The sequence below is a fragment of the Megasphaera jansseni genome (assembly GCF_047974155.1).
Lineage (GTDB): Bacteria > Bacillota > Negativicutes > Veillonellales > Megasphaeraceae > Megasphaera.
Genome location: NZ_JBHYRR010000009.1, coordinates 1 through 26,641 on the forward strand (window position 1 = coordinate 1; position 26,641 = coordinate 26,641).

The window sequence follows — 26,641 nt, forward strand, 5'->3', positions numbered from 1 at the left end:
AACTACGAACGAAAAACTTTTAAGTTGAAGGGGCCTCGCATGATGGCAAAAACCTTCGTGCGACAGCCCCTTTTTTGCAGTCAGCGGCTAGCTGCTAGCAGTTAACGGATGGTTTAAATTAAAAGCCCTCTGCTAACCACTAACTACTAGCCACTAACAACTTAAACGGGCTATGCGATTTACACATAAAACGACAAATTACATATAATCATTTATAAAATGATAAATGATTATTCATGGCTTATAAACTCCACATTTTAGTGCAGTAATATGCAAAATAGTAAACATTGGTGTGCGCTATATCGAAAATAGGTATACGCTCATGTCCGAATGTAATTTACAAATATGACATTGAGGTATATAATAACAGCATAGAGCTTGTATCCGGATGCAATCTAAGTGAGAAATGGCGTTATTCGTGGTTCGTTCATGAATAAGCCCCGCCTGTTAGAGGCGTGAAACGTATTTTTTCTATGAAAGGGTGGTATGTAATGGTTATATTGGCCTTGCTCCCAATCCTATTCCTAATCGTAGCATTGGGGTTCTTGAAGATGGCCGGTTGGAAAGCGTGCCCAATCGCGGCTATCATCGCATTTGTTGTCGCTGTATTCTGTTATAATATGTCAGTTCCTATTGCCATTTCGGCAGCCCTCGAAGGCGTAGCCCTGGCATGCTGGCCGATCTTGCTGGTCATCATCATGGCCCTGTTCGCTTACAAATTGACGGTAGCAACAGGCAGCCTGGAAGTCATCAAACAGATGCTGACCACTGTCAGTGAAGATAAACGTGTCGTATTCCTGCTCATCGCTTGGGGCTTCGGGACGTTCATGGAAGGCATGGCAGGTTTTGGTACTGCTGTTGCTATTCCGGCTGCTATGCTGGTTGCCCTCGGTTATCCGCCGATCAAGACTATCGTCGCCTGCTTGATTTCCAACGCTGTAGCACCGTCCTTCGGGTCCATCGGTATCCCGACGACGACCATGGCTGCTGTAACGGGTTTGGACGCCGGCGTCCTGGCTACGAAAGTCTCGATTGTATCCTTTATTCCTGACCTCATCGCTCCGTTCCTGATCGTCATCTGCATCGGCGGCGGTATCAAAGCCATCAAAGGCGTCGGTATCGTAACCCTGCTCTCCGGCTTGGCCCTGGCTATTCCGGAACTGTTCATTTCCATGACTATCGGTGCTGAACTGCCGGTCATGGTTTCGTCCATCATCATCATGGCTGTCATCGTCCTCTATTCCCGTGCTTGCAAGACGACAAGCAATCCGGAATACAAGTTCGATATTGACACATCGAATCAGAAAGCCGTTTCCTTTGGTGAAGGCGTCAAAGCAGCTATGATCTTCATCCTTATCTTCGTATTCCTCGTCGGTACGTCGAAACTGTTCCCGTTCATCAACGGTCCGCTGGCTTCGATTAAAACGACGGTTCCTATCTATGCCGGCCCGGGTGCTAAACCTTACACCTTCACCTGGATTGCTGTTCCTGGCGTCATGATTTTCATCGCCACCATCCTCGGCGGCCTCTATCAGGGTGCTTCCATCGGTAAGATCGCTCAGGTCTTCAAAGATAACTTCGTCGGTCTGCGCTTCACGTACCTGACCATCATCGCCGTCGTCGTCGTCGCTAAGATTATGACCTACTCCGGCATGACCAAGGAAATCGCTGATGCTCTCGTATTCGCAACAGGTAATGCATATCCTATCGTTGCTCCGTTTGTCGGCGGCTTAGGTGCTTTCATTACCGGGTCCTGCACGAACGCCAACGTCCTCTTCGGGCCGTTGCAGACATCCGTTGCATCCAGCCTGGGCATGAGCCAGCCGTGGCTTGCTGGTGCCAGCTCCCTCGGTGGTTGTATCGGCAAGATGCTTTCGCCGCAGAGTATCGCTCTTGGCATTGGCGCTGTCGGTGCTGTTGCTGAAGGTAAGGAAGGCGAAGTCATGCGCGGTACGGTTGGTTACTGCCTGTTCATGCTCGTCATTGCAGGTATCATTACCATCGTCGCTCCGAGTGTCGTTCCCTTCTTAGTCAACTAAGCGAATAGAAAACGCTATATAGCAGAGATGCATAAAAAGGTATGCTACATATCCATGTAGCATACCTTTTTCTATATTAAACAATGTGATATAATCGGATGTGAAATGTTCTATATGCGAAACATTTCCTTACGGGAATAATAACATATTACTTAAATGCATAGATTGAGAAAAGAAAAAATAAATGCTGTTTAAAATTTTACGTTTTGTTTTAGATTATTTAAAAATCAACAGTTCTTATGATAAGTTGTCATAGAACACGATGAATCAATCGAAAAATGATATGCGTAAAATGTGCAAATGTAATTTACATGCATGAAGAAGTAGAGTATAATAATACCCGTAAGAGATAAACGAGAGATAAAAACAATACATGAATTTATACTTTCGTTATATTCGGTCTTAAATCCAGTTGTCATGACTGGACGAAGCAATAAGTGTTAGGCTTATAATTTTAATTATTTGGAGGTATGTATTATGGCAAAAGGTAAAGTTTCCCCGGAGTTAATTGAACAGTTCAAACAGATCGTCGGCGAAAAGTATGTTTATACGGACAAAGATAAACTCGAACCGTATTCCCATGACGAAGTAACGGACCCCCATTACATGAAAGAACCGCAGGTCGTTGTTCTTCCGGCTACTACCGAAGAAGTTTCCAAAGTCGTTAAGCTCTGCTATGATAACGATACGGTCATGGTTCCTCGTGCAGCTGGTACAGGCTTGGCAGCTGGTGCTGTTGCTACCTTCGGCGGCGTCATCATCTCCATTGAACGTATGAACAAAATCCTCGAAATCGATAAAGACAACATGGTTTGTGTTTCCGAAGCCGGTGTTACGACGTCTGTCCTCCAGGACGCAGTCCAGAAGGAAGGCCTCTTCTACGGCGGCGACCCCTGCAGTGGGGACTCCTGCTTCATCGGCGGTAACGTTGCAACCAACGCTGGCGGCAACCGTGCTGTTAAATATGGCGTAACTCGTGACCAGGTCATGGGCATGGAAGTCGTAACCCCGACTGGCGAAGTCGTAACCCTCGGCGGTAAATTCCGTAAGAACGCTACAGGCTACATGCTGATGCACCTCTTCATCGGTTCTGAAGGTACTCTCGGCATCATCACCAAAGTTTACCTCAAACTGGTTGCTCTCCCGAAATACCAGCAGGACCTCCTGGTTGTATTCGACAACCTCGACGACGCTATCGCTTTGACACCGAAAGTCATGAACGCTGGTATCACTCCGGTCTGCGTAGAATTCATGGATAACGCTTCCATCAAACAGGTCGAAATCTTCCTCGATGAAAAACTGCCGAAATCCGATGTTGGTAACTACATCATCATCCAGATCGCTGGCGACAACGAAGACGTCCTCATGGATCAGTGTGAAAAGATCGTCGATTTGGCTGAAAACAACAATGCTATCGACTCCTTGGTTGCTGACCCGGCTGTTATTTGGAAATCCCGTAAAGCTTACCTCGAAGCTGACCGTGCTCGCAGCTTAGTCTTCTCCATGGAAGATATCGTCGTTCCGATGACGGAAATCCCGGGCGCTGTACAGCAGATTTCCCGCCTCTCCGAAAAATATAAAGTTGCTATGCACTGCGCTGGCCACTGCGGCGACGGCAACGTCCATATCGATATCCTGAAAGATGACCGTACACAGGAAGAATGGGAAGAAATGCTTCCGAAGATCCAGGGCGAAATCTACGCTCTCGTTTACAAACTCGGCGGCCGTCTCTCCGGCGAACACGGCATTGGCTACAAACGTGAAGCACTTCTTGAAAAATACACCGACCCGGTTGAACTCAAGATGATGAAAGCTGTCAAGAAAGCACTGGATCCGAAGAACATCATGAATCCGGGCAAAGTTGTCAGCATCAACGACGAAGTTCCTGTCGAAGAATAATTCACAGTTACATACTAAAGGAAAGGGCAAGGCGCAAGGCTTTGCCCTTTTTCCTTTTTATCATTCTAAAACATAATGTTTATATAATTACAGGCTATTCACAATCATATAGATAGCAATGAACTAAGAAAGGATGTGCATGTATGCATACATTTAACTTGCCCTTTGGCAAAGAAAAAATCAAACTCGAACTGCCGGAAGAACAGGTCGCCGGTGTCCTCGTTTCTCACGCCCATGAATACAAAGCACCGAAATCGGAAGCGGAACTTGTCGCCGATGCCCTGGCTAACCCTATTGGCAGCCCAAAATTGAGCGAATTGGCAAAGGGGAAGAAGAACTGCGTCATTATTTCCAGTGACCATACCCGGCCGGTACCGAGTCACATCATCATGCCTCAGCTCTTGGCAGAACTTCGGAAAGGGAACCCCGATATCGACATTACCATCCTCATCGCTACGGGCATGCATCGGGCTACGACGAAGGAAGAATTGATTGACAAGTACGGCAAAGAAATCGCCGAACATGAAAAATTCGTCATCCATGTCAGCCGCAACGACGAAGATATGGTCAGTATCGGCACCCTGCCGTCCGGCGGCGATTGCCGTATCAACAAATTAGCTGCCAATGCAGACCTGCTCATTTCCGAAGGCTTCATCGAACCGCATTTCTTCGCCGGTATGTCGGGCGGCCGTAAATCCGTCCTGCCTGGTATCGCCAGCAAGGTTACGGTCCTGGCCAACCATTGCTCGGAATTCATCAACAGCCCCCATGCCCGCACGGGGATCTTGCAGGGCAACCCAATCCACGAAGATATGCTCTATGCAGCCAAAGCGGCTAAATTAGCCTTCATCTGCAACGTCGTCATCGACGCCGACAAGAAAGTCATCGCTGCTTTTGCCGGCGACCGCGAAAAAGCACACTATGCCGGGGCTGATTTTGAAATGAAACTGGCTGGTGTCAAACCCGTTCCGGCAGACATCGTCATCACCACTAATGGCGGATATCCCCTGGACCAGAACATTTACCAGTCCGTCAAAGGTATGACCGCTGCTGAAGCAACCTGCAAGGAAGGCGGCGTCATCATCGACGTATCGTCCTGCTCCGACGGTCATGGCGGTGAAGATTTCTACAACAACCTGAAGAATGCCGAATCCATCCAGAAAGCCATGGACGAAATCCTGGCCCGCGGCCGCAACGAAACGGTCTTCGACCAGTGGGAAGCTCAGATCCTCATGCGTATGCTCTTGAAATTCACCATCATCATGGTCACCGAAGCTCCGCAGCAGATGATCGAAGACATGCACATGAAATACGCTGCCTCCATCGACGATGCCCTGGCTATGGCCAAAGACGTCTTGGCGAAAAAAGGCATTACGGATCCGAAAATCACGGTCATCCCCGATGGCGTATCGGTCATCGTAAAATAAGAGCCGTTCCTCGTTCGTAATACGGTGTTTGTAGGGGCTCGTTAGTAGGGGCTCGCACGTGGCGAGCCCGCCGGGAATATGTGAGATACTTGTGGACTTGATTTGTGTGAGCGGGCGTCCCACGTGGACGCCCCTACAGAAAAAGGCGCTGTCGCACGAAGGCTTTTGCTTTCATGCTAGGCCCCATTTACTTTATAGTTTGTAGCAACAGAGTTTGTAGTTTGCAGAGAAAACCTTCAAATTTAAAGCCATCCGCTAACAACTAACTGCTAGCCACTAACCACTTTAAAGGGCTTGTCGTCGTGCGACAAGCCCTTTTTCTTGCTATCCCATCGTAATTATCATATAATAGATAAGATATAAATTTGTCTTAACGTATAAGGGGGACTTACCTTGGAAGGGTTAGAATCGACGCTTGTCTTTGATATTACTATGATTTTGCAGGTCGTACTCATCGACTTGGCCTTGGGCGGCGATAATTCCATCGTCATCGGCATGGCTGCCAAGAATCTGCCCAAGCATTTGCAGAAGCGGGCCATTTTGTACGGCACGGCCGGAGCCATCTGCATGCGTTTCATCATGGCTTTCATCGTATCCTGGCTCTTCCAGATTCCCTTCCTGAAGACCGTAGGGGCTATCTTGCTGGTCCTCATCGGTATCAAGCTCATCGGTGCCGATGACCAGGAAGAAGACGTTCATGTCGAAGCCAAAGACTCCCTCTGGGCGGCTGTGCGGACCATCATCATGGCCGACGCCCTCATGAGCCTCGACAACGTCCTGGGCATCGTCGGCGTCACTGATAACCATTGGGGCCTGCTCATGTTCGGCATGCTCATTTCCGTGCCGATCATCGTCTTTGGCAGCACCATCGTCGTCAAGGTCATGAACCGTTTCCCTATCCTCATCTATATCGGCGGAGCCATCCTCGGCTGGGCTTCGGGCGGCATGATGGCGACGGACCATTACCTGGCCCAGTACGTCAGCCTGGCTGCCGAAAATCCGACGGAACTGAAAATCATCCTGCTGGTCATTACCATTGCCGGCGGCTTCTTTTGGAAGCGGATTCACAAAAATAGAGAAGTTGTCGCCTGACACGAGAAAAAAAGCTTGACTTTTTCTTCCAATATGGTATTATATACAAGTCAGGTAACGGGGCGTAGCGCAGTTTGGTAGCGCGCTTGGTTCGGGACTAAGAGGTCGCAGGTTCAAATCCTGTCGCCCCGACCATATTTTTACACATTGGATGTCGATCCCGAGGGCATCAAACAACTGCATAATCTAACAATGTGTAAGCCATGGAGAGCTGTCCGAGTGGCTGAAGGAGCATGATTGGAAATCATGTATAGGGCGAACGCTCTATCGTGGGTTCAAATCCCACGCTCTCCGCCAAAATGCACAAAAAGGCGCTGTCGCACGAAGACAGTGCCTTTTTTACGTAGGTCGTAGGTCGTTTATCGTAGGTCGTACGGGATTAAAAATATACCCCTTCACGATGAACGATGAACTACGAACGAAAAACTTTTAAAGGAGGTCTTATGATGGAAAAGGTGAAAGAATTGGCGGCACAGTACCAGCAGGCTGGGAATAATTGTGCTGAAACGGTAGTCAAGGTCTGCAATGATTGTCTGGATTTGAAGCTGCCGCCGGAAACGCTGCGCATGGTATCCGTCCTCGGTGGCGGCGTGGCCGGTTCGGGCTGCCTTTGCGGGGCCTTGAACGGGGCTTGTCTGGTTCTGGGCTGTCTCGTCGGCCGTACGACGCCGGAAGAAAAGACGAAGGCCGAAGTCAATCAGCCGGTACGGGAATTCCAGAAAATCTGGCTCGATCGCTTCCATGCGACGTGCTGCCGCGTCCTCAAGAGCCCGGCCAACGGCGGCCCCGTATCGTGCGGCGACCTCATGGCCGATACGTCGGCTATGCTCCTCGATTTCATCCGGGAAAAGAAGCTGGCCTAATTTATGATTCAAATTTTTCCTTGACTTTTTTCGTGGATATGGTATTATGTATAAGTCAGGTCAACGGGGCGTAGCGCAGTTTGGTAGCGCGCTTGGTTCGGGACTAAGAGGTCGCAGGTTCAAATCCTGTCGCCCCGACCATACTTTACATATCGGCATTTATCCCGAAGATGTCAGGAAAGATATGTAAGACGCGGAGAGCTGTCCGAGCGGCTGAAGGAGCATGATTGGAAATCATGTATAGGGCGAACGCTCTATCGTGGGTTCAAATCCCACGCTCTCCGCCACACAGGACTTTTAGAGGGAACTATCTCATGAAGGCTTAGGTCATCATGAGAGGTTCCTTTTTCTTTTATGTTTGAGGGTTGATGTATAATGTTTGAAGTAATGGCTTTTAAATTTAAAACCATCCGCTAGCCACTAACAACTAGCCACTAGCCACTAGCCACTTAAAAGGGGCTGTCGCACGAAGGCTTCTGCTATCATGCGAGGTCCCTTCAACTTAAAAGTTTTTCGTTCGTAGTTCATCGTTCATCGCGATGGATTGCTATTTTTAATCCCATACGACAAACGATGAACGACCTACGATCAACGTAAAAAGGGACTGTCGCATGAATGTTTCTGCCAGCATGCGAGGCCCTGTTTACTTTATAGTTTGTAGCACAGAGTTTGTAGTTTGCAGAGAAAACCTTCAAATTTAAAGCCATTCGCTAACAACTAACTGCTAGCCACTAACAACTTTAAAGGGCTTGTCGTCGTGCGACAAGCCCTTTTTTTTATATCTATTCATACGGGCTGTTTTGTGTTACAATTAAAAACTATATAAGAAAGGGAAAGAGGGGTTTACGATGAGTGCAATTAAAACGGAACTGGCAGCTTTTATTGCTGCCCATACGAGTGATGATTTTGTCATGACGCCGATTACCATGCGCGAAGCGTCGCTGCATACGGCTTGGGACCAGGAACTGCCGAAAGTACCTATGGCATCGGTCGTCGATACGGTGCTGGATGGCTGTGAGGTTTACGACGTGCCGGTCCGCATTTATATTCCCGACACGAGCCGGCCTCTGCCGGTCCTGATTTACTATCATGGCGGCGGCTTTGCCATCGATACCGTCTCTGTCTACGACCCGGTCTGCCGCCGCATTGCCCAGGCAACGCAGCATATCGTCATTTCGCCGGAATACCGCCTGGCACCGGAAAATCCGTACCCGGCGGCGTATGAAGATGCCCTGGCCGTAGCCCGGAAAGCCCTGCCTGTGCTCCACGAATGGCAGATTCCTTATGAAGCGGACCTGACCTTGTGCGGCGACAGCGCCGGCGGCTGCATGGCAGCCTATACGAGCCAGGCCCTGCAGCACGACAAATCGATTCCGCTGACTCATCAGATCCTGGTCTATCCCTGCCTGGATATGACCCATTCTTTCCCGTCAGTCCAGGAGAACTGCAATACCCAGACAGGTTTTACGCCGGCCAAGATGACCTGGTATTTCAACCAGTGCTTCCGTCCCGGTGACGACCGCCGGGCTGCGTCGCCCCTCTTTGGCGAATTATCGGCAGATATGCCGGACACGCTGGTCCTGACGACCCAGTTCTGCCCCTTCCGCGACGAAGGCCGCGATTACGTGCGCCGGCTGGCTGACAAAGGTGTCCGGGCCGAAACCTACAATTACGACAACATGGTCCATTCGTATCTCAATTTTGAAAAATTATGTTACGACGAAATCTGTGACACCTACCGGCGCATGGCCGATTTTTTGCAAGACTGAAGGAAATGGCTTATACTAGAAGCATGTACTTACGCTAAGTAAAGGATGTGTTTTTATGAAGAAATGTCAACACTGCGGGGCGCCCTTGCAGGACGATGACCGCTTTTGCCAGGCTTGCGGCGCTGAACAGCTGCTGCAAGAGGAGCCGAAGAAACGGATTTGTCCGGAATGTGGCAAATGGGTGAGTGTCGATGGGAAATTCTGCCCTTTCTGCGGCGCTGAACTGCCGGAAATGGACGATGACGAACCGGTCATCGATGAAGCGACGGGGACGGAAACCTTTGTCCATAAGCATCGGGAACCGGTCCGGGACGAAGAGCCGCAGCGGCCGCCGCAGCCGATGGAAAGGCCCGTCATGCCGGGCCGGCCGACACCGCCGCCTTTCCAGGAAAAGCCTTTTTACGTGCGCTACCAGAAAGCCATCATTGCCGTCGTACTCGTCGTCATCTTAGCGATTGCCGCGGCTGTAGGGCTCCATTTTTACGGCCGTCATAACAGCGGCGACTACGTGAAGGATGCTGTGTCCCTGTCACAGCAGCTGGCTTCGGAAAATGAATCGGTTACCACTACGGCCAAGCGCCTGAGCCAGAAGAGCAAAGGCGACGATGTCGATTCGCTGGTCAAGGATTTGGAAAAGAGCCGCAAGAATGTCGAAAAGATGGCCAAGAATTATCAGCCCAAGACCGTTCCCGACCAGTATACGGCCGATGACCAGGCCATCCGCGAAGTCATGCGCGACCAGATGGCCATGTATGACACGGCCATGACGATTGCCGAAAATCCGTCTGATGATGCTATCAGCGAAAAATTAGATGACCTGCGCGATGAAGTCCAGAAAGCCAAGAAGACGGCGCGGACCATCAAGGTCCTCGGTGCGGATTTCACAGCCGCCGTCGATGGCGATGACCTGGCCAGCTATCTGGAAAAATATGTCAGCGTCCAGACCAAGCCGGACGAAACGCCGCAGCCTGAAGCCAAGGCTAATCCGGATAAGCAGATCCTGGCGTCTTATGCCAGCAGCAAGGACTTGTTCAATGAAGATATCAGCAAATTAGCCGGCGATATCAATACCTACTTGAACAACCACCAGGACTTCAAGGGCAATCGCGAATTCACCAGCCGGGCCAATACGCTGTACATCCAGATTTCCAAGACCCGCAGCCAGCTGGACAACGATACGTCTATCGACAATACGGCTATGAAATATAAACTCGATGCTCTCTTCCAGGCCGAACAGGACCGCATCCGCGGCCTCTATGACGGCGTCAGCGCCAGCCAGCGCGGCCAGGATTACCGTCCAGGCTTCCAGCGCGGCCAGGCCGCATCGGACCGTTACGATAAACTCAACGATGAATGGAATAGTTTATAATGCTAGTGGCTAGTGGCTAGTGGCTAGTGGTTCGTAGGGGCCGCCCTCTGGGCGGGCCTACGGCTGAATGGTGAATCACCCATATCCCGGGGCGGGCGCCCCACGTGGTCGCCCCTACAGAAAAACTTTAAAATTTAAAACCAGCTGCTAACCCCTAAAAAGGAGCTGTCGCGATGCGACAGCTCCTTTTTCACGCTCATTTCTTCACTTTTTTCATGGACAATCCGATGCGGCCGCGGGCGGCGTCGACGCTGATGATTTCGGCTTCGACGATGTCGCCGGCGTGGACGACGTCCGTCGGATGGCGGAAGGGGTGGCGGCTCAGCTGGGACCGGTGTACCAGTCCCGGCGTCTTGAGGCCGAAGTCGACGAAGGCGCCGAAATCGACGACGTTCTGGACGGTACCGCGGACGACGGTGCCAATCTGCAGGTCCGACAGGGACAGGACGTGGCGGCGCGTCAGCGGTTTCGGGAACTCGCTGCGGACATCGCGGCCGGGCTTGCGCAGCTCTTCCAGGATGTCTTTGATCGTCGGTTCGCCGGCACCGAGGGAGGCGGCCAGCTTGGGAGCGGCGTTCATCTGGATCTTATCGCGCAGGACGGCCAGTTTTTCCGGGTCCTTGAGATCGTCATGGCTCAACCCGTAGTGGCCGGCTATCTTTTCGGCCAGGCCGTATGATTCGGGATGGACCGACGTATTGTCCAGCGGTTCCGTCCCGTCTTTGATGCGCAGGAAACCGGCGCACTGCGTGAAGGTCGCCGGACCCAGGCGGGGGACCTTGAGCAGGTCCTGCCGGTCCCGGAAGGGGCCGTTCTCGTTGCGGTAGGCGACGATGTTGCCGGCCGTCGCCGCTGTCAGGCCGGCGATGTGCTGCAAGAGGGCCGGTGATGCCGTATTGAGGTCGACGCCGACATAGTTGACGACGGACGTGACGACCTGGTCCAGGGCGGACGACAAGGCTTTCTGGTTGACGTCGTGCTGATACTGGCCGACGCCGATGGCCCGCGGGTCGATCTTGACCGATTCGGCCAGGGGGTCCTGGATGCGTCGGGCGATGGAGACGGCGCCGCGGATGGTGACGTCCAGGTCCGGCAGTTCTTCCCGGGCCAGATCCGATGCCGAATAGACGGAGGCGCCGGCTTCGTTGGCGATGACGTAACGGCAGGTCAGGTGATAGTCTTCGATGAGGTGGGATACGAATTGTTCCGTTTCATACGAAGCCGTCCCGTTGCCGATGGAAATGAGGGTGACGTCGTGGCGGCGTATCATGTTGGCCAGGCTGGCTGCGCTCTTGCGCTTCTGCTGTTCCGACTGGGTCAGGTAGTACGTGCCGTAGTCGAGGACCTGGCCTGTCGCGCTGATGACGGCGGCTTTACAGCCCGTCCGGAAACCCGGGTCCAGGCCCAGGATGATCTGGCCGGCAAAGGGCGGCTGCAATAAGAGATGGCGCAGGTTCTCGGCAAAGACGTCAATGGCCTGTTTTTCAGCCTGTGCCGTCAGTTCATTGCGGATTTCCCGTTCCATCTGCGGCGAGATGAGGCGCTTATAACTATCGGCGGCGGCATCGCGCAGAATCTGGTCATACGGCGAGGGCCTGTCGATGACCAGCTGGCAGAGCAGTTCGATGTGGCGGTCTGCCGGTTCTTTTAAGCTGACTTTCAGTTTTTTTTCATTTTCGCCGCGATTGATGGCCAGGACGCGGTAGCTCGGGATACGGGCGACGCGTTCGCTGAAGTCGGCATAAGTCAGCATCGGGCCGGCTTCGCTTTCTTCGACTTGCAGGCTGCAGGTCAGGCGGGCCTGCTGCCACAGTTCACGGCGCAGGCGGCGGCGGAAATCAGCCCGTTCCGAAAAGCGTTCAGCCAAAATGTTGGCGGCTCCCTGGATGGCGTCTTCGACGGTCGGCACGTCATCGCTGAGAAAGGGCAGGGCAGCATCCTCCGGGGCCGGGCCCTTGGGATCCTGACTGGCAAAGCAGTCGGCCAGCGGTTCCAGGCCGGCTTCGCGGGCCATGGAGGCCTTGGTCCGCTTTTTGGGCTTATAAGGCAGGTAGAGGTCTTCGACGTCCTGGAGCTGCCGGGCCGCTTCCAGGCTCCGGGCCAGGTCGTCATTCCAGCAGCCCTGGTCCATGATGGACTGGCGGACTGTTTCTTTGCGGCTGGCCAGGGCCTGTTCATAGTCATATTGCTCCTGGATGCAGCGCAGCTGTACTTCATCGAGGGTCCCTGTCGCTTCTTTCCGATAGCGGGCGATGAAGGGAATAGTATTGCCCTGGGCAAAGAGGGAAAGGGCAGATTGGACTTGGGATGGGCGGATACCCAGGGTCCTGGCGATTTCAGCGATCATCGTTTCCTCTGTCATGATTACATTCCTTCCTGACAAAATAGTCAATATTACTTATTGTATAAGAAGAATTTCGCGTAAAACATTGAAATTTTTCTTAATAACCGTTACAATATAATACAGGATACTCTCCAGTATTCTATATGATTCAAAGCTAGAATAAAGCTAGAATATCTTATTATACCACAGTTTTCCAAGAAAGGGGGATAAAAATGGAAATTGCTGAAGTTTTGCGAAAGAACGGCTATAAAGTGACACCGCAGCGCCTGGCTGTGTACGAAGCCATCAACCACAATCCGACGCATCCCAATGCCGAGGCGATTTATAAGATATTGCAGCCTAATTATCCGTCGATGAGTCTGGCCACGGTTTATAAGACCATGGAAATCTTTGCCAAGATCGGCGTGGTCCAGGTATTGCAGTGTGCTGAAGATGCGCATCGTTATGATTATAATACGACGCCCCATGCCCATATCCGTTGTGAAAAGTGCAACCGCGTCATCGATATCGACATGGATCAGGAGGGATTGCGCAAGATTGCTGCCGAACAGAGCGGCTTCGTCGTCAATGGTGTCAGCATTTCGTTTGTTGGTATTTGCCCGGATTGCCGGGAAAAATCGTAGGATACGTTTGATTTTTAATATAGTCTAGGGATAGGGGCTGCTGCACGAGGCCGGACGGGCTTTGTGCGGCAGCCTTTTTATCATTCGCCGTGCAGGAGGAAGAAAAAATATGTTACATATTGGATGTCATTTATCGGTTTCACAAGGATTTTTGCACATGGGTGACGAAGCTTTATCTATAGGGGCAGATACGTTCCAGTTCTTCTCCCGCAATCCCCGCGGCAGCGGCGTCCGCAAACTGGATGTCGATGACATACAGGCCCTGAACCGGCTCATGGCGGAGCATCACTTCGCGCCCATCCTGGCCCATGCACCGTATACCCTGAACGGCTGCTCGAAGACGGCCAAGACGCGGGACTTCGCCAGACAGGCCATGGCCGACGACCTGCGCCGCCTGGAATACGTCGACAACTGCCGCTATAATTTCCACCCCGGCAGCCACGTCGGACAAGGGGCTGAAACGGGCATCGCCCTCATTGCCGACATGCTCAATACCTGCATGTTCCCCGGTCAAAAGACGACGGTCCTCCTGGAAATGATGGCCGGCAAGGGGACCGAAGTGGGCCGGACCTTTGAAGAACTGGCGGCCATCATCGACAAAGTGGCCATGAACGATAAAATCGGCGTCTGCCTCGATACGTGCCACGTCTTTGACGGCGGCTACGATATCGTCCACCACCTGGACGACGTGTTGACAACCTTTGACAAAGTCATCGGCCTGGACCGCCTGAAAGCCGTCCACGTGAACGACAGCAAGAACGAGCTGGCCAGCCATAAGGACCGCCACGAAAAGATCGGCCAGGGCCATATCGGCCTGGAATCCTTCCGGGCCATCGTCAACCATCCGGCCCTAAAGGATTTGCCCTTTTATCTGGAAACGCCCAATGATATGGCAGGCTATGCCCGGGAAATCGCCCTGCTGCGGTCGCTGCAGCAGTAACCTTGGTAAGGAGGTATTCCATGCGTATCTTACATACAGCCGACTGGCATTTAGGAAAATTATTCTATGGGAATTATCTGACCGAAGACCAGGCCTATGTCCTGGAACAGCAGCTCCTGCCCATGATACGGGACGAAGGCATCGACGCCGTCGTCTTGGCTGGCGACGTCTATGACCGCAGCCTGCCGCCGGCCGAAGCCGTCGAACTCTTCGATGACGTAGCCACGAAAATCACGGCGGACCTGCACGTCCCCTTCCTGGTCATCAGCGGCAATCACGACAGTCCGGCCCGCCTGTCCTTTGCCAGCCGCCTCCTGGCGCCGCAGGGACTCTATATGGCTGGCGAACTGGAGCGGCTCACGGGGCCCGTCGTCCTGGACGATGGCGCCGGCCCTGTCGCTTTCCTGACCGTTCCTTATGCTGAGCCGGCTGTCGTCCGGCAGTGCCTCGGCCAGGAAGCGGTCCGCAGCCATCAGCAGGCTATGGCTGCCCTCCTCGACTGGCAGGGCAGTCAGGTCCCGGAAGGCGCGCGCACGGTCTGTGTCGCCCATGCCTTCGTCGCCGGCGGTATAGCCAGTGATTCGGAACGGCCCTTGTCCATCGGCGGGACGGATCAGGTGACGAGCGACCTCTTTGCGTCCTTCACCTATACGGCCCTGGGCCATCTCCATGGGCCGCAGAAAGTCACGAGCGATACCATCCGCTATGCCGGCAGCCTGCTCAAATACTCGTTCGGCGAAGCCCGCCAGCATAAAGGCGCCGTCATCGCCGACATCGGGCCGGACGGGCAGGTAGACCTGGCCTTCCGGGATCTCGTGCCGCGCCACGACGTGCGCATCGTCAGCGGTACCTTCGAGGCCATCATGGCTGGCGATGACGACAGGCCCGATGATTTCATCCTGGCCCGACTCGACGACAGCCAGCCCATCCTCGACGGCATGGCCCGCCTGCGGCGCAAATACCCGAACGCCATGGCCCTGGAAATGCCCAACCGCAATACCCAGGCTGCGGGACAGCGCGACTTCGATGTACAGCAGGTGACGGAACAGGAATTATTTACCAGCTTTGCCCAGGCCATGCGGCCGGAACAGCCTTTGACCGAAGCCGAGCAGGACTGTGTCCGTACCTTGTGGGACGAATTAGAAAAGGGAGGCAGCCTGTTATGATTCCGATTTACTTAGAAATGAATGCCTTTGGCCCTTATGCCGGCCAGGAAATCGTCGACTTCCGCGAGCTGGGTGACCATAAACTCTTCCTCATCTATGGGCCGACGGGATCGGGCAAGACGACCATCCTCGATGCCATGTGCTATGCCCTCTACGGCAGCACCAGCGGTGACAGCCGCACCGGCGCCCACATGCGCAGTGAATACGCATCGCCCCAGGAAGCGACAGCTGTGTCCTTCCGCTTTGCCATCGGCCGGAAATACTACCGCATCGACCGCAGCCCGGAACAGGAAATCGCCAAGAAACGCGGCACAGGCCTGAAGAAAGCCTCCGCCCAGGCCGCCTTATATGAAACGGACGAAAAGGGGGACCAGGAACAGCTCCTGGCTGCCAAGAATGTGACGGCTGCCGTCGAAAGGCTGCTGGGTTTCAAGGCCGACCAGTTCCGCCAGGTCGTCCTCCTGCCGCAGGGCGACTTCCGCAAGCTCCTCCTGGCCGGTTCCAGCGAGCGCCAGCAGATCATGCAGACCCTCTTCCATACCCAGCGCTATGCGCGGCTCCAGGAACTGGCCAAAGCCCGCCACGATACCCTGGCCAGCCAGTATGAGCAGGTCCGCCAGCGGCGGGAACAGTGCCTGGCCGATCTGGGCATTGACAGCGAAGAAGAACTGCCGGATAAAGAGAAAGCCTGGCAGGCTAAAGGCGAAGCCGTCGATAAACAGTGCCACGATGCCGAAGCCCGGCGCAAGACTTGTCAGGCCGCCTTCCAGGCTGCCCAGACGTTGGAAAACCATTGGCTGCTGCGGGACCAGAAACGCCGGGAAGCGGCGCAGCTCCAGAATCAGGCTGAGCAGTTCCAGGAAAAGCGGGATACCATCGCTATCCTGCGCCAGGCGGAAATCCTGGCGGAACCGTGCCGCCATCTCGATGACCTGGAAAAAGAGGGGAAAGAGGCTCATCAGGCCGCTGAAAAAGCGCGTAAACTGGCTGAAAAGGCCCAGAAGGACCTGGATGAAGCCCGGCAGCAGCTGACCGCCCTTTCGGCTCGTGAAAGCGGCTATAAGGCTGCCTGTGAAGAACGGGTCCAGCTGACGGGACTGCAGGAAAAAGCCGGTTCCTACCGGGACTGCTGCCTCGAAGAAAGCCGATGCCGCAAGGCGGCGGCCGAAGCCGGGGCGCGCTGGGACCAGGCGAGGAAAAAGAAGGAAGCGGAAAAACAGGCCCTTGATAAGACCCAGGATGCCGTCGCCGGCCTGGCCGAACAGGCCGTAGCGGCGGAACAGGCCAAAGCCCGTTGGCAGGCCCTGAGCGACCGGCTCCAGCGCGAAGGCGAAGCCGCTTCTTTGGAAACACAGCTGAAAGACGCACAGAAACAATGGCAGCATAGCCAGGCCTTTTTGGAAAAGGCCGCTGCCAAGGCCCGGGAAGAGCGCATCGCCTATGAAAGCGTCCGGGTCCTGTTCCTGCAGGCCCAGGCCGCTGTCCTGGCGTCGGAACTGGAAGAGGGGAAACCCTGCCCGGTCTGCGGTTCGGCAGCCCATCCCATGCCGGCCGTGCGCCCGGACTCTCTGCCGGAACGACGCGACGTCGAACAGCACCAGAAACGGGCCGATGCCAGCGAAGCCAAACGCCAGCAATGGGAAGTGACAGCCAAAGCCGATGAGACCCGCTATCAGGCCTTGAAGGAGCAGTACCAGGCCCTGCGCCGCCAGTATCCCCAGGACGGGACCCTGGCCGATTGGCAGGACAAGGCCGATAAGGCCCGGAACGCCATGGAAAGCCTGCAGCAGCAGGTACAGGTTGGCGAAGCCCTCAAAAAGGCCGTCGCCGCCGGCCAGACCCGGCTGGCCCGCTGGGAAAGGGAGGAAGACGCGGCCCGGACGGCCGCTGAACAGGCCCGGACTGCGGCGGCCAAGGCGGCGGAAACGAAGGCCCGCCTGGAAGCGGACCTTCCCGAAGCCTATCGCGACCTGCAGGCCTTGCAGCAGCGCCTGGATGCCTTAAGCCAGGCTATCACGGCTTACGAAAAGGACCTGCAGCGTTACCGTGACGCCGTCGTCGCCGGCGAACGCCAGGCGGCCAGCCAGCAGCAGGAAGCGCAGAACTGGCAGCACCAGGTCGAATTGCTGCGGGACCGCTTCAGTCAGGGCGTCCAGGCCCTGCGGGACCGCGTCCTGGCTGCCGGTTTCGAGAGCGTCAAGGCCTGCCGGGCCATGCAGGCCGCTGTCCACCAGATCCCGGAACTGGAAGCCGCTGTCCGCCAGTATGACACGCAGGTCCAGCAGGTACAGGGCCAGCTGGCTCAGGAAGAGAAGGCTATCGGCAGCCAGTCCCGGCCCGACGTGGCAGCGGCGCAGGCGGCTTTGGCCGAAGCTGAAAAAGTCAGCCAGGCCTTAGTCGAAGAAAAAGGCAGCCTGGCCGCGCAGTATCAGCGCTGGCAGCAGGTAAAAGCAGCCCTTGTCTCGCTGCAGCAGGAAGGCCGGGACCTGACCGAAGCCTATAAGACTGTCGGCGCCGTCTATGAACTCATCGCCGGCAAGCAGACGGGCATCAATTTTGAACGCTACGTCCTCGGCGCCCTCCTCGACGAAGTCCTGGCCGCCGCCAACGGCCGCCTGCAGGGCATGAGCCGTCAGCGCTACAGCCTGCAGCGTTCCCGGTCGTGGGACGACAAGCGGGTCAAACAGATCGGCCTGGATATCGAAGTCTATGACAACTATACGGGCTATGCCCGGCCGGCCAATACCCTGTCCGGCGGCGAGACCTTCCTGGCCTCCCTGTCCCTGGCCCTGGGCCTGGCCGATGTCGTCCAGGCCTATTCCGGCGGCATCCACCTGGATACGATGTTCATCGACGAAGGCTTCGGTACCCTCGATAGCGAAACCTTGGATTATGCCCTGAAGACGTTGTCGTCCCTGCGCAGCGGCGGCCGCCTGGTCGGCATCATTTCCCATGTACCGGAACTGAAGGAACGCATCGACGCCCGCCTGGCCGTCCACAAGACCGACCGGGGCAGTACGTCATCCTTTGAGTTTGCCTGAGCGCCGTGATTAGTATATAATACAATCATAACGAATTGAGAGGGGGAGCAACGTGTCTATTCAAAAAGTACGCGACTATTTTGCCCAGTGGGGGATAGCAGACCGGGTCATGGAACTCGACCAGTCCAGTGCGACCGTCGAAGAAGCGGCGGCAGCCCTTCATACGGAAGGCCGGCGCATTGCTAAGTCCATGTCCTTCCTCATCGGCGACCATCCGATCCTGGTCCTTTTTGCCGGTGATGCCCGCGTGGACAACCATAAGTTCAAAGAACGCTTCCATAAGAAGGCGACCATGATCAAGGCCGGCGACGTGGAACGGCTCATCGGCCATCCCGTCGGCGGCGTCTGTCCCTTCGCCATCAACGAAGGTGTCGATGTCTTCCTGGACGAATCGCTCAAACGATTCCAGACTGTCTTTCCGGCCTGCGGGACCGCCAATAGTGCCATCGAACTGACACTGCCCGAACTGGAAACCTATTCCCATGCCAAGGAATGGGTCGACGTATCCAAGGGCTGGCAGGAAGAGAACCAATAAAAAAGGGGGTAGTAGTATGCAATTCACCTTTAAGCACACCAATTTCAACGTTTTGAATCTCCAGCGCAGCATGGACTTCTATAAAGAAGCCCTGGGCCTGACCGAAGTCAGCCGCATCGAGAACCCGGATTTCACCATCGTCTACCTCGGCGACGGCGTGTCCGATTTCCAGCTGGAACTGACCTGTCTCAAAGACCGCAAGGAACCGTATAATCTCGGCGAAAATGAATTCCACACGGCCTTTGCCGTCAAGGATATGGATGCGGCCCTGGCCAAGCATAAAGACATGGGCTGCGTCGTCTATCAAAATCCGGCCATGGGCATTTATTTCATCGTCGACCCCGACGGCTACTGGCTGGAAATCATTCCGGAGCGCTAAGCGATGAAGAAGGAATATACGCAGCGGACAGCCCGCCTCATCGGCCAGGATAAGGTGGACGAATTAGATACGAAAAAGGTCCTCATCTTCGGCGTCGGCGGTGTCGGATCCGCTGTCGTCGAAGCCCTGGGCCGGGCCGGCGTGGGCCATCTCATCCTGGTCGATGCCGACGTCTTCGACCCGTCCAATATCAACCGCCAGCTCGGGGCGACGGTCCAGACCCTTGGCCGGCCTAAAGTCGAAGTCATGAAGGAACGCCTCTTGTCCATCAATCCCGACATCGATGTCGAGACTCATGCGACGTTCTATTTGCCCGACAGCCATAAAGGCTTCATTGCCAATTCCGGCGCCGATTACGTCGTCGATGCCGTCGACACGATGAGCGCTAAGATCGCTATCATCGACGAAGCCTACCACAGTGGCATCCCCGTCGTATCCTCCATGGGGGCAGGAAATAAGCTCCATCCGGAATATTTCCAGCTCGATTACATCGAGAAGACCAGCGTCGACCCCCTGGCCAAGATCATGCGCCGGGAATTGAAGAAGCGCCACATCCGCCGTATCAAAGTAGCCTATTCGACGGAAGTCCCGCATAAGCCATTCACCGGCAGCGAGGAAGTACGTCCCAGTCCGGGCAGCATTTCTTTTGTTCCGTCGACGGCGGGCATGATCCTGGCCGGTGCCGTCGTGCGCGACCTACTGGATTTGGACTGAGCTTGAGACCCAAAGAAAATTTTTGCTAGTTATGCACAAGGGCTGCGGCTGGAAAAGCGCAGCTCTTTTGTTGTTCTTTCAAGGCCTGCCAGCGATTTTGATAAAAACTAGTCCTAACTTGTCCACAACATGATGGAGTATATGCGCATTGACATCTCCTACTATATATAGTATCATTAGGCATGTAAAAAAACGGGCCGCACCATATATGTTGTGGGTGGCAGGAAATAATATACATGCTATATACTATATACTGTGGAGGTAGACATATGTTAGAAGTAATCAAGCGCAATGGAGAACGAGTGCCCTTCAATCGCGATAAGATCACGGTTGCTATTGAAAAGGCCATGAACAGCAGCAGCGGTATTTACGAAGAAGGGCAGGCTGCTCAGATTGCCAGTGAAATCGAAGATTATGCTGCTTCTATCCAGAAGGACCTGACTATCTACGCCATTGAAGACCAGGTCTACTACCGTTTGTTGAAATACAACAATCCGGCAACGGCCCGGGCTTACGAAAACTACAAGACCATCCAGGCCTTCAAGCGCCAGACCAATACGACTGACGATGATGTATTCGGCCTGCTGAATAACACCAACCTGGAAGTCCTCGACGAAAACTCCAACAAGAACGGCCACGTCGTATCGACGCAGCGCGACCTCATCGCCGGCGAAGTATCCAAGGATATTGCCCGCCGCAAGCTCATTCCGGCTGACATCGTCCAGGCCCATGACAGCGGCGCTATCCACTTCCATGACATGGATTACATCATCCAGCCCATGTTCAACTGCTGTCTCATCAATCTGGAAGACATGCTGGCCAACGGGACGGTCATCAACGGCAAGAAAATCGACACGCCGAAATCCTTCCAGGTAGCCTGCACGGTGACGACGCAGATTATCGCTCAGGTCGCCAGCGGCCAGTACGGCGGCCAGTCCATTAACGGCATCGACCGCATCCTGGCTCCGTACGTCCGTAAATCCTTCCAGAAATACATGAAAGCCGTCGTCGAAGAACAGCGCGAAGTCTACGGCATCGAACCGGATATGGAAAAAGCCGAAGAAATCGCCTGGAAACGGACGAAGAAGGAAATCAAGGACGGCATCCAGACCATCCAGTACCAGATCAACACGCTCATGACGACCAACGGCCAGGCGCCTTTCGTCACGCTGTTCATGTACTTCAAGCCGGACTACGAATATGCCCGGGAAGCCGCCCTCATCGACGAAGAACTCCTGCGCCAGCGCATCCAGGGCATCAAGAACGAAGCCAACGTCTACGTCACGCCGGCCTTCCCGAAACTCATTTACGTCCTGGACGAACACAACGTCCGCGAAGGCAGCCCGTACTTCTATCTGACCAAACTGGCTGCCGAATGTACGGCGAAACGCATGTATCCTGACTACATTTCGGCCAAGAAGATGCGCGAAACCTATGAAGGCAACGTCTTCAGCCCCATGGGCTGCCGCTCCTTCCTCAGCCCCTGGAAAGATGAAAATGGCAACTATAAATTCGACGGCCGCTTCAACATGGGCGTCGTCTCCATCAACCTGCCGCAGATCGGCATCCTCGCCGACGGGGATGAAGAAAAATTCTTCCAGATCCTCGACAAACGCCTGGAACTCTGCAAGAAAGCCCTGCTCCTGCGCGTCGACCTGCTCAAACGCATTACGTCCGACGTATCGCCTATCCACTGGCAGTACGGCGCCATTGCCCGCCTGAAGCCCGGCGAAACCATTGAAAAATTCATTTACGGCGGCTATGCGACCTTGTCCCTGGGCTATATCGGTATCTATGAAGCGACGGTACTGACCAAGCACTGCTCGCACACGACGCCGGAAGGCCGGAAGTTCGCCATGCGCATCATGGACGACCTCAACGCCCACATCCAGAAGTGGAAGAAAGAAACGAATATCGGCTTTGCCCTCTACGGCACGCCGGCTGAAAATCTGACCAATCTCTTCTGCAAGATCGATAAAGCCCGCTTCGGCTCCATCCCTGACGTCACGGATAAAGGCTATTACACCAACAGCTATCACGTCGACGTCCGCGAACCGATCAATGTCTTTGACAAGTTCTCCTTTGAAGCCGATTTTGAAGAAAAATCGACGGGCGGCTGCATCAGCTATGCCGAAATCCCCAACATGACCCACAATATCCCGGCCGTCCTGACCATGGTCCAGTACATCTATGACCACATCGCTTACGGCGAATTCAACACCAAACTGGACTACTGCCATGAATGTGGCTTTGACGGCGAAATCATCCTCAATGATGATAACGAATGGGAATGCCCGCGCTGCCACAACAAAGACCGCAATAAACTGACGGTCATCCGCCGGACCTGCGGCTACTTGGGCGAAAATTTCTGGAATGAAGGGCGGACGCAGGAAATCAAGAGCCGCGTCCTCCATATCTAAGAGGTGACTTGACTTGCATTATGCACAGATGCGGCAATATGATATTGCCAACGGGCCGGGCATCCGTTCGACGATTTTCGTCACCGGCTGTTCGCGCCACTGCTTCAACTGCTTTAATCCGGAATACCAGGACCCGCAGGCCGGACAAGAATGGACGCAGACCGAAATGGAACAGCTGCTTTCCTGGCTCAGCGCCCCGACTAACAGCGGCCTGACCCTCCTCGGCGGCGAACCGATGGAAAACACGGAAGGGCTGACGCAGATCGTCAAAACAGTCAAACAGGCTATGCCCGATAAATCGGTGTGGGTCTACTCGGGCTTCACGTATGACGAAATCATTGCGGACCCGCAGAAAAAAGCCCTCTTGGATGTCTGCGACGTCCTCGTCGACGGCCCCTTTGTCGACGACCTGAAAGACCCGGGCCTCTATTTCCGCGGCTCCTCGAACCAGCGCGTCATCGACCTCAAAGCGACAAGAACCAGCGGCCAGATCACCCTGGTATGGCCCGACGGCCGCTGATGACAAATAAGTAATAAACATTATCCATTGATATTATTTACAATAAACTTTTTTTCTGATATAATACAACATGTAGGGGCGACCACGTGGGGCGCCCGCCTGAATCATGGTGATTAACGCAGGTCGTGGCTCGTGGCTCGTGGCTCGTGGCTCGTGGCTCGTGGCTCGTGGCTCGTGGCTCGTGGCTCGTGGCTCGTGGCTCGTGACCTGCGGTCTGCTAGGCTGGCGAATTTATTCGACAGCCTTGACTTTCAAAAAAGGAGGGCTTCTCATGGTTGTGGAATCGGTGAAAAAAGTAAAGAATATCGTCTCTGAAGTCTTTAAAGGCTATGCCAGCAATTCCAGCGGCGGCTGCTGTGGCGTATCGCTTCCTCCGGAAGAACAGCGCCAGCTCAAACGCCTGAAAGAAGGAGCTCAGGCCGAAAAGAAAGATTGACAGGGGCTGTGAAAACGGCTACACTAAGGATATAAGAACAAGACGCACGACGGGGACACCACCTAAGGTGTCAGACGTCGTGCGTTTTTATTTTGCTACGAGGGGTGTATACCATGCAGTTAGTATTGAACGGAAAGAAAATGAATTGTCCCTGTGATCACCTGGACGACCTGAAAGCCGCCTATGGCAGCGGCCAGGAAATCACCATCGTCAACGGCTTTGCCACGACCGAGAACCTGGCCCTGAAAGAAGGCGATGAAATCTACTTCATCCCTAAAGACCGCCTGCCGCCGAAAGAAGCCCTGGAAGGCATGATGTGTTCCCGCCATACGCCGAAAGTCCATCAGAAAGTCAGCGCCGGCCGCGTCGCCATCTGCGGCCTCGGCGGCCTGGGATCCAACGCCGCCGTCTACCTGGCCCGGACCGGCGTCGGCCATCTGCACCTCATCGACTTCGATACTGTCGATGCCAGCAACCTGAACCGCCAGTCCTACATGGTCCGCGACCTGGGACAGCGCAAGACCGACGCTCTGGCCCGGCAGATTGCCGACATCAATCCCTTTATCGACGTCCGTACGGACTTCGTCCGCCTCACCGAAGACAACGTGCCGACCATCCTGAAAGACGACCAGATCATCTGCGAAGCCTTCGACAACCCTGATGCCAAGACCATGCTCGTCCACACCATCCTGGAACAGTGTCCCGATAAATATATCGTCTCCGCCTCCGGCATGGCCGGCTACGGCGACAGCAATGCCATCGTGACGAAAAAAATCACCAGCCACTTCTACATCTGCGGCGACCAGACGCGGAACGCCAAGCCCGGACGCGGCCTCATGGCCCCCAGAGTTGCCATCTGCGCCGGCCACGAAGCCAACCTGATCCTGCAGCTCCTGGTCGACGTCTTGTAATGCTGGAAAAAGCGGCTCACCCTGCATACTCGGACTCAGATGCGGCTTCGCCGCGACAAACTCAAACTGACAACGACGCTTCGGGAAGCCCTCAGCGCGTAGCGGGCCGCCCGCCGCTGCCATCTACCAGGGTAATTGGCCTGTACCTGACAGGGCAGATAAGCTCTGGGACGGCCCCTACGGAATCGCATACAGGCGATGGAGGTGAATGCGCCCACAGATTGCGAAAAAATACACGGCCAGCGGCCTTGTGCGTAGGGGCTTCCCGTGGGAAGCCCGCTAGAGAGATTCCATCACATCCCATTCAAGTATAATGGCAGGTTTTTACGAGCCGAGGGTTCCACGAGGCGATTGGCTTACGAAAGGGCTCCTCTTTTTGTTTCCTGGGATTCTTGTTATAATAGATGAAAAGGGCCTTTGCAGGGGAGCTGGGGAAAGCAGGTGAGGTTATGAAGTGGCAGATGCCGATTGGTGTCGATAATTTTTTAGATATACGGAGCAAGCATTATTATTTTGTCGATAAGACGGACTTTATCCGCCAGCTCATCGATGGGCACAGTGCGGTGACGCTGATTACGCGGCCGCGGCGGTTCGGTAAGACCTTGACGCTGAGTATGCTGGAGTATTTCTTTTCCACTGAAAAAGAGGAACAGAGCCGCCATCTCTTCGACGGACTGGCTATCGAAAGGGCCGGCGCTGCCTATATGTCCCATCGCGGCCAGTATCCGGTTGTTTTCATGTCTTTTAAAGGGATGCAGCAGGATACGTGGCAAGGCATGTTCCAGTCGTTTCGGCTTTGGATTCAGCGGGAGTTTAATAAATATGAATTTTTATTGCAAGATAATTTATTAAATGAAGTAGAGAAAAATGCGTTTCACCGCATTATCTGGCAGCAGGCGACGCCCGAAGAATACCAGCTCAGTTTGTTGAATTTATCAGAATATTTGTTTCGTTATTATCGGGTAAAACCGATTATACTGATTGATGAATACGACACCCCTTTGCAAACGGCTTATAGTCATCAATTTTATGATCAGGCTATCGCTTATTTCCGGACGTTTTTTAATAATACGCTGAAGGGCAATGAGTTTTTGAATTTTGCGATTTTGACAGGCGTCTTGCGTATTGCTAAGGAAAGCATCTTTAGTGGCTTGAATAATCTCGATGTCTATTCCGTGATGGATGATGAATATAGTACTGTCATGGGGTTCACGCCAGCAGAAGTAGAAAAAATGGCTGGTGATTTACAGGCGGATGCCTTATTGCCGCAATTAAAAGCTTGGTATGACGGTTATCGCTTCGGCCATCATGAGATTTATAATCCCTGGTCGGTCATTTCTTGTTTTGCCAAAAGACGGATCGGGGACTACTGGGTCAATACGTCGGCTAATGAAATCATTGCGACCCTGCTTCAAGGACCTTCTAAGCAGCAGGAAGAACGGCTATTAGCTTTATTACAAGGAAACACCGTCTCGGCTGTCATCCGCGAAGGATTGATTTATCAGGATATACGCATGGATAAAGATGCCCTGTATACGCTGCTGCTGACAACGGGTTATTTGACGGCTGTCTGGCGTCAGGATATTCCCAATGGGATACTTTGCCAATTGAAGATTCCCAATGAGGAAGTGCGTCATGTATTTCAGAGTGAGATCCTTGACCGCTTTTGTGCAGACGGGGATGTTTCCCGTTTGTATATCATGATGGGCCATTTGCTGCAGGGACAGGCGGAGATTTTTTCGGAAGAATTGCAGCAATTCATCCAGCAGCTCGTCAGTGTCTATGACGCGGCCAATAAAGAGAGCTTTTACCACGGTTTTATGCTGGGCATGACGGCGTTGTTCCTGGGTAAGGACTACACTGTCGAATCGAACCGGGAAAGCGGGTACGGCCGCTTTGACCTGGCGATTATCCCCAAGGATGTGAAAAAAGCCGGCGTCATCATGGAATTCAAAGTGGCTTCGAGGGAAGCGGACATGGAGGCTAAGGCCCGCGAGGCGTTGCAGCAGATCGAAGAACGAGAGTACGTGACGGCGTTCCGCCAGCGGGGGATACAGCAGGTATGGAAGTATGGCATCGCCTTTTGCGGGAAAAAAATCCTTGCATTTCAAGGGCCGATGTGCTAAACTATTCTAGCATAGGTTTTGAATGATT

Annotated in this window: 20 protein-coding genes and 4 tRNA genes; 23 read left to right on the plus strand and 1 reads right to left on the minus strand. The window is 54.0% G+C overall.

Features of this window, described 5'->3' with window-relative positions; genetic code table 11:
• Positions 1-491 precede the first annotated feature (491 nt).
• The 11 genes from ACE418_RS04870 (at position 492) to ACE418_RS04920 (ending at position 10,458) form a co-directional block, all read left to right on the plus strand.
• Positions 492-2,039: an L-lactate permease gene (locus tag ACE418_RS04870; protein WP_416449562.1), complete on the plus strand. Its 1,548-nt coding sequence runs from the start codon at positions 492-494 to the stop codon at positions 2,037-2,039.
• Between the two features lie 477 nt (positions 2,040-2,516).
• The gene (locus ACE418_RS04875) at positions 2,517-3,938 is read left to right on the plus strand and encodes an FAD-binding oxidoreductase (protein ID WP_416449563.1); all 1,422 of its coding nucleotides are present in this window, start codon (positions 2,517-2,519) and stop codon (positions 3,936-3,938) included.
• Between the two features lie 143 nt (positions 3,939-4,081).
• The gene (gene larA, locus ACE418_RS04880; RefSeq protein WP_416449564.1) at positions 4,082-5,365 is read left to right on the plus strand and encodes a nickel-dependent lactate racemase; all 1,284 of its coding nucleotides are present in this window, start codon (positions 4,082-4,084) and stop codon (positions 5,363-5,365) included.
• A gap of 393 nt (positions 5,366-5,758) precedes the next feature.
• A complete protein-coding gene (locus ACE418_RS04885) occupies positions 5,759-6,457 on the plus strand; it encodes a TerC family protein (protein ID WP_416449565.1) in 699 nt (232 codons plus the stop codon).
• 58 nt (positions 6,458-6,515) lie between these two features.
• Positions 6,516-6,592, plus strand: a tRNA-Pro gene (locus ACE418_RS04890).
• Between the two features lie 70 nt (positions 6,593-6,662).
• Positions 6,663-6,754: transfer RNA gene (locus ACE418_RS04895), tRNA-Ser, on the plus strand.
• A gap of 146 nt (positions 6,755-6,900) precedes the next feature.
• A complete protein-coding gene (locus ACE418_RS04900; RefSeq protein ID WP_416449566.1) occupies positions 6,901-7,320 on the plus strand; it encodes a C-GCAxxG-C-C family protein in 420 nt (139 codons plus the stop codon).
• Positions 7,321-7,384: 64 nt separating this feature from the next.
• Positions 7,385-7,461, plus strand: a tRNA-Pro gene (locus tag ACE418_RS04905).
• Positions 7,462-7,515: 54 nt separating this feature from the next.
• Positions 7,516-7,607 (plus strand) — tRNA-Ser (locus ACE418_RS04910).
• 561 nt (positions 7,608-8,168) lie between these two features.
• Positions 8,169-9,089 (plus strand): alpha/beta hydrolase, encoded by a 921-nt coding sequence (locus tag ACE418_RS04915; RefSeq protein WP_416449567.1) that lies wholly within the window; start codon positions 8,169-8,171, stop codon positions 9,087-9,089.
• A 55-nt stretch (positions 9,090-9,144) separates the two neighbouring features.
• Positions 9,145-10,458 carry a zinc ribbon domain-containing protein gene (locus tag ACE418_RS04920; RefSeq protein WP_416449568.1) on the plus strand — a complete coding sequence of 438 codons (1,314 nt, stop codon included), beginning with the start codon at positions 9,145-9,147 and terminating at the stop codon, positions 10,456-10,458.
• 196 nt (positions 10,459-10,654) lie between these two features.
• Here the strand turns inward: ACE418_RS04920 and ACE418_RS04925 are convergent, their stop codons facing one another.
• The gene (locus ACE418_RS04925) at positions 10,655-12,820 is read right to left on the minus strand and encodes a Tex family protein (RefSeq protein ID WP_416449569.1); all 2,166 of its coding nucleotides are present in this window, start codon (positions 12,818-12,820) and stop codon (positions 10,655-10,657) included.
• A gap of 194 nt (positions 12,821-13,014) precedes the next feature.
• On the opposite strand from ACE418_RS04925, the gene ACE418_RS04930 reads away from it, so the two are divergent.
• The 12 genes from ACE418_RS04930 (at position 13,015) to ACE418_RS04985 (ending at position 26,613) form a co-directional block, all read left to right on the plus strand.
• Positions 13,015-13,425, plus strand: a complete 411-nt coding sequence (locus ACE418_RS04930; RefSeq protein ID WP_298590298.1) for a Fur family transcriptional regulator — start codon at positions 13,015-13,017, stop codon at positions 13,423-13,425.
• Positions 13,426-13,534: 109 nt separating this feature from the next.
• Entirely contained in the window at positions 13,535-14,365 is an 831-nt protein-coding gene (locus ACE418_RS04935) for a deoxyribonuclease IV (protein WP_416449570.1), read from the plus strand.
• A 20-nt stretch (positions 14,366-14,385) separates the two neighbouring features.
• Positions 14,386-15,531 carry an exonuclease SbcCD subunit D gene (locus ACE418_RS04940; protein ID WP_416449571.1) on the plus strand — a complete coding sequence of 382 codons (1,146 nt, stop codon included), beginning with the start codon at positions 14,386-14,388 and terminating at the stop codon, positions 15,529-15,531.
• Positions 15,528-18,572 carry an AAA family ATPase gene (locus ACE418_RS04945; protein ID WP_416449572.1) on the plus strand — a complete coding sequence of 1,015 codons (3,045 nt, stop codon included), beginning with the start codon at positions 15,528-15,530 and terminating at the stop codon, positions 18,570-18,572. The genes ACE418_RS04940 and ACE418_RS04945 overlap by 4 nt, the downstream gene beginning before the upstream one ends.
• 52 nt (positions 18,573-18,624) lie before the next feature.
• Entirely contained in the window at positions 18,625-19,107 is a 483-nt protein-coding gene (locus tag ACE418_RS04950) for a YbaK/EbsC family protein (protein WP_416449573.1), read from the plus strand.
• A gap of 16 nt (positions 19,108-19,123) precedes the next feature.
• Complete coding sequence (locus tag ACE418_RS04955) at positions 19,124-19,486, plus strand: VOC family protein (RefSeq protein ID WP_020311321.1); 363 nt, start codon at positions 19,124-19,126, stop codon at positions 19,484-19,486.
• 3 nt (positions 19,487-19,489) lie between these two features.
• Complete coding sequence (locus ACE418_RS04960; protein WP_416449574.1) at positions 19,490-20,200, plus strand: tRNA threonylcarbamoyladenosine dehydratase; 711 nt, start codon at positions 19,490-19,492, stop codon at positions 20,198-20,200.
• 269 nt (positions 20,201-20,469) lie between these two features.
• The gene (nrdD, locus tag ACE418_RS04965; protein ID WP_416449575.1) at positions 20,470-22,620 is read left to right on the plus strand and encodes an anaerobic ribonucleoside-triphosphate reductase; all 2,151 of its coding nucleotides are present in this window, start codon (positions 20,470-20,472) and stop codon (positions 22,618-22,620) included.
• A 13-nt stretch (positions 22,621-22,633) separates the two neighbouring features.
• Complete coding sequence (gene nrdG, locus ACE418_RS04970; RefSeq protein ID WP_416449576.1) at positions 22,634-23,140, plus strand: anaerobic ribonucleoside-triphosphate reductase activating protein; 507 nt, start codon at positions 22,634-22,636, stop codon at positions 23,138-23,140.
• A 271-nt stretch (positions 23,141-23,411) separates the two neighbouring features.
• Complete coding sequence (locus tag ACE418_RS04975; protein WP_020311326.1) at positions 23,412-23,576, plus strand: hypothetical protein; 165 nt, start codon at positions 23,412-23,414, stop codon at positions 23,574-23,576.
• A 113-nt stretch (positions 23,577-23,689) separates the two neighbouring features.
• Positions 23,690-24,487, plus strand: coding sequence for a sulfur carrier protein ThiS adenylyltransferase ThiF (gene thiF, locus ACE418_RS04980; protein ID WP_416449577.1), 798 nt, complete (start codon positions 23,690-23,692; stop codon positions 24,485-24,487).
• A 449-nt stretch (positions 24,488-24,936) separates the two neighbouring features.
• Positions 24,937-26,613, plus strand: coding sequence for an AAA family ATPase (locus tag ACE418_RS04985; protein ID WP_416449578.1), 1,677 nt, complete (start codon positions 24,937-24,939; stop codon positions 26,611-26,613).
• The last annotated feature ends 28 nt before the right edge of the window (positions 26,614-26,641 follow it).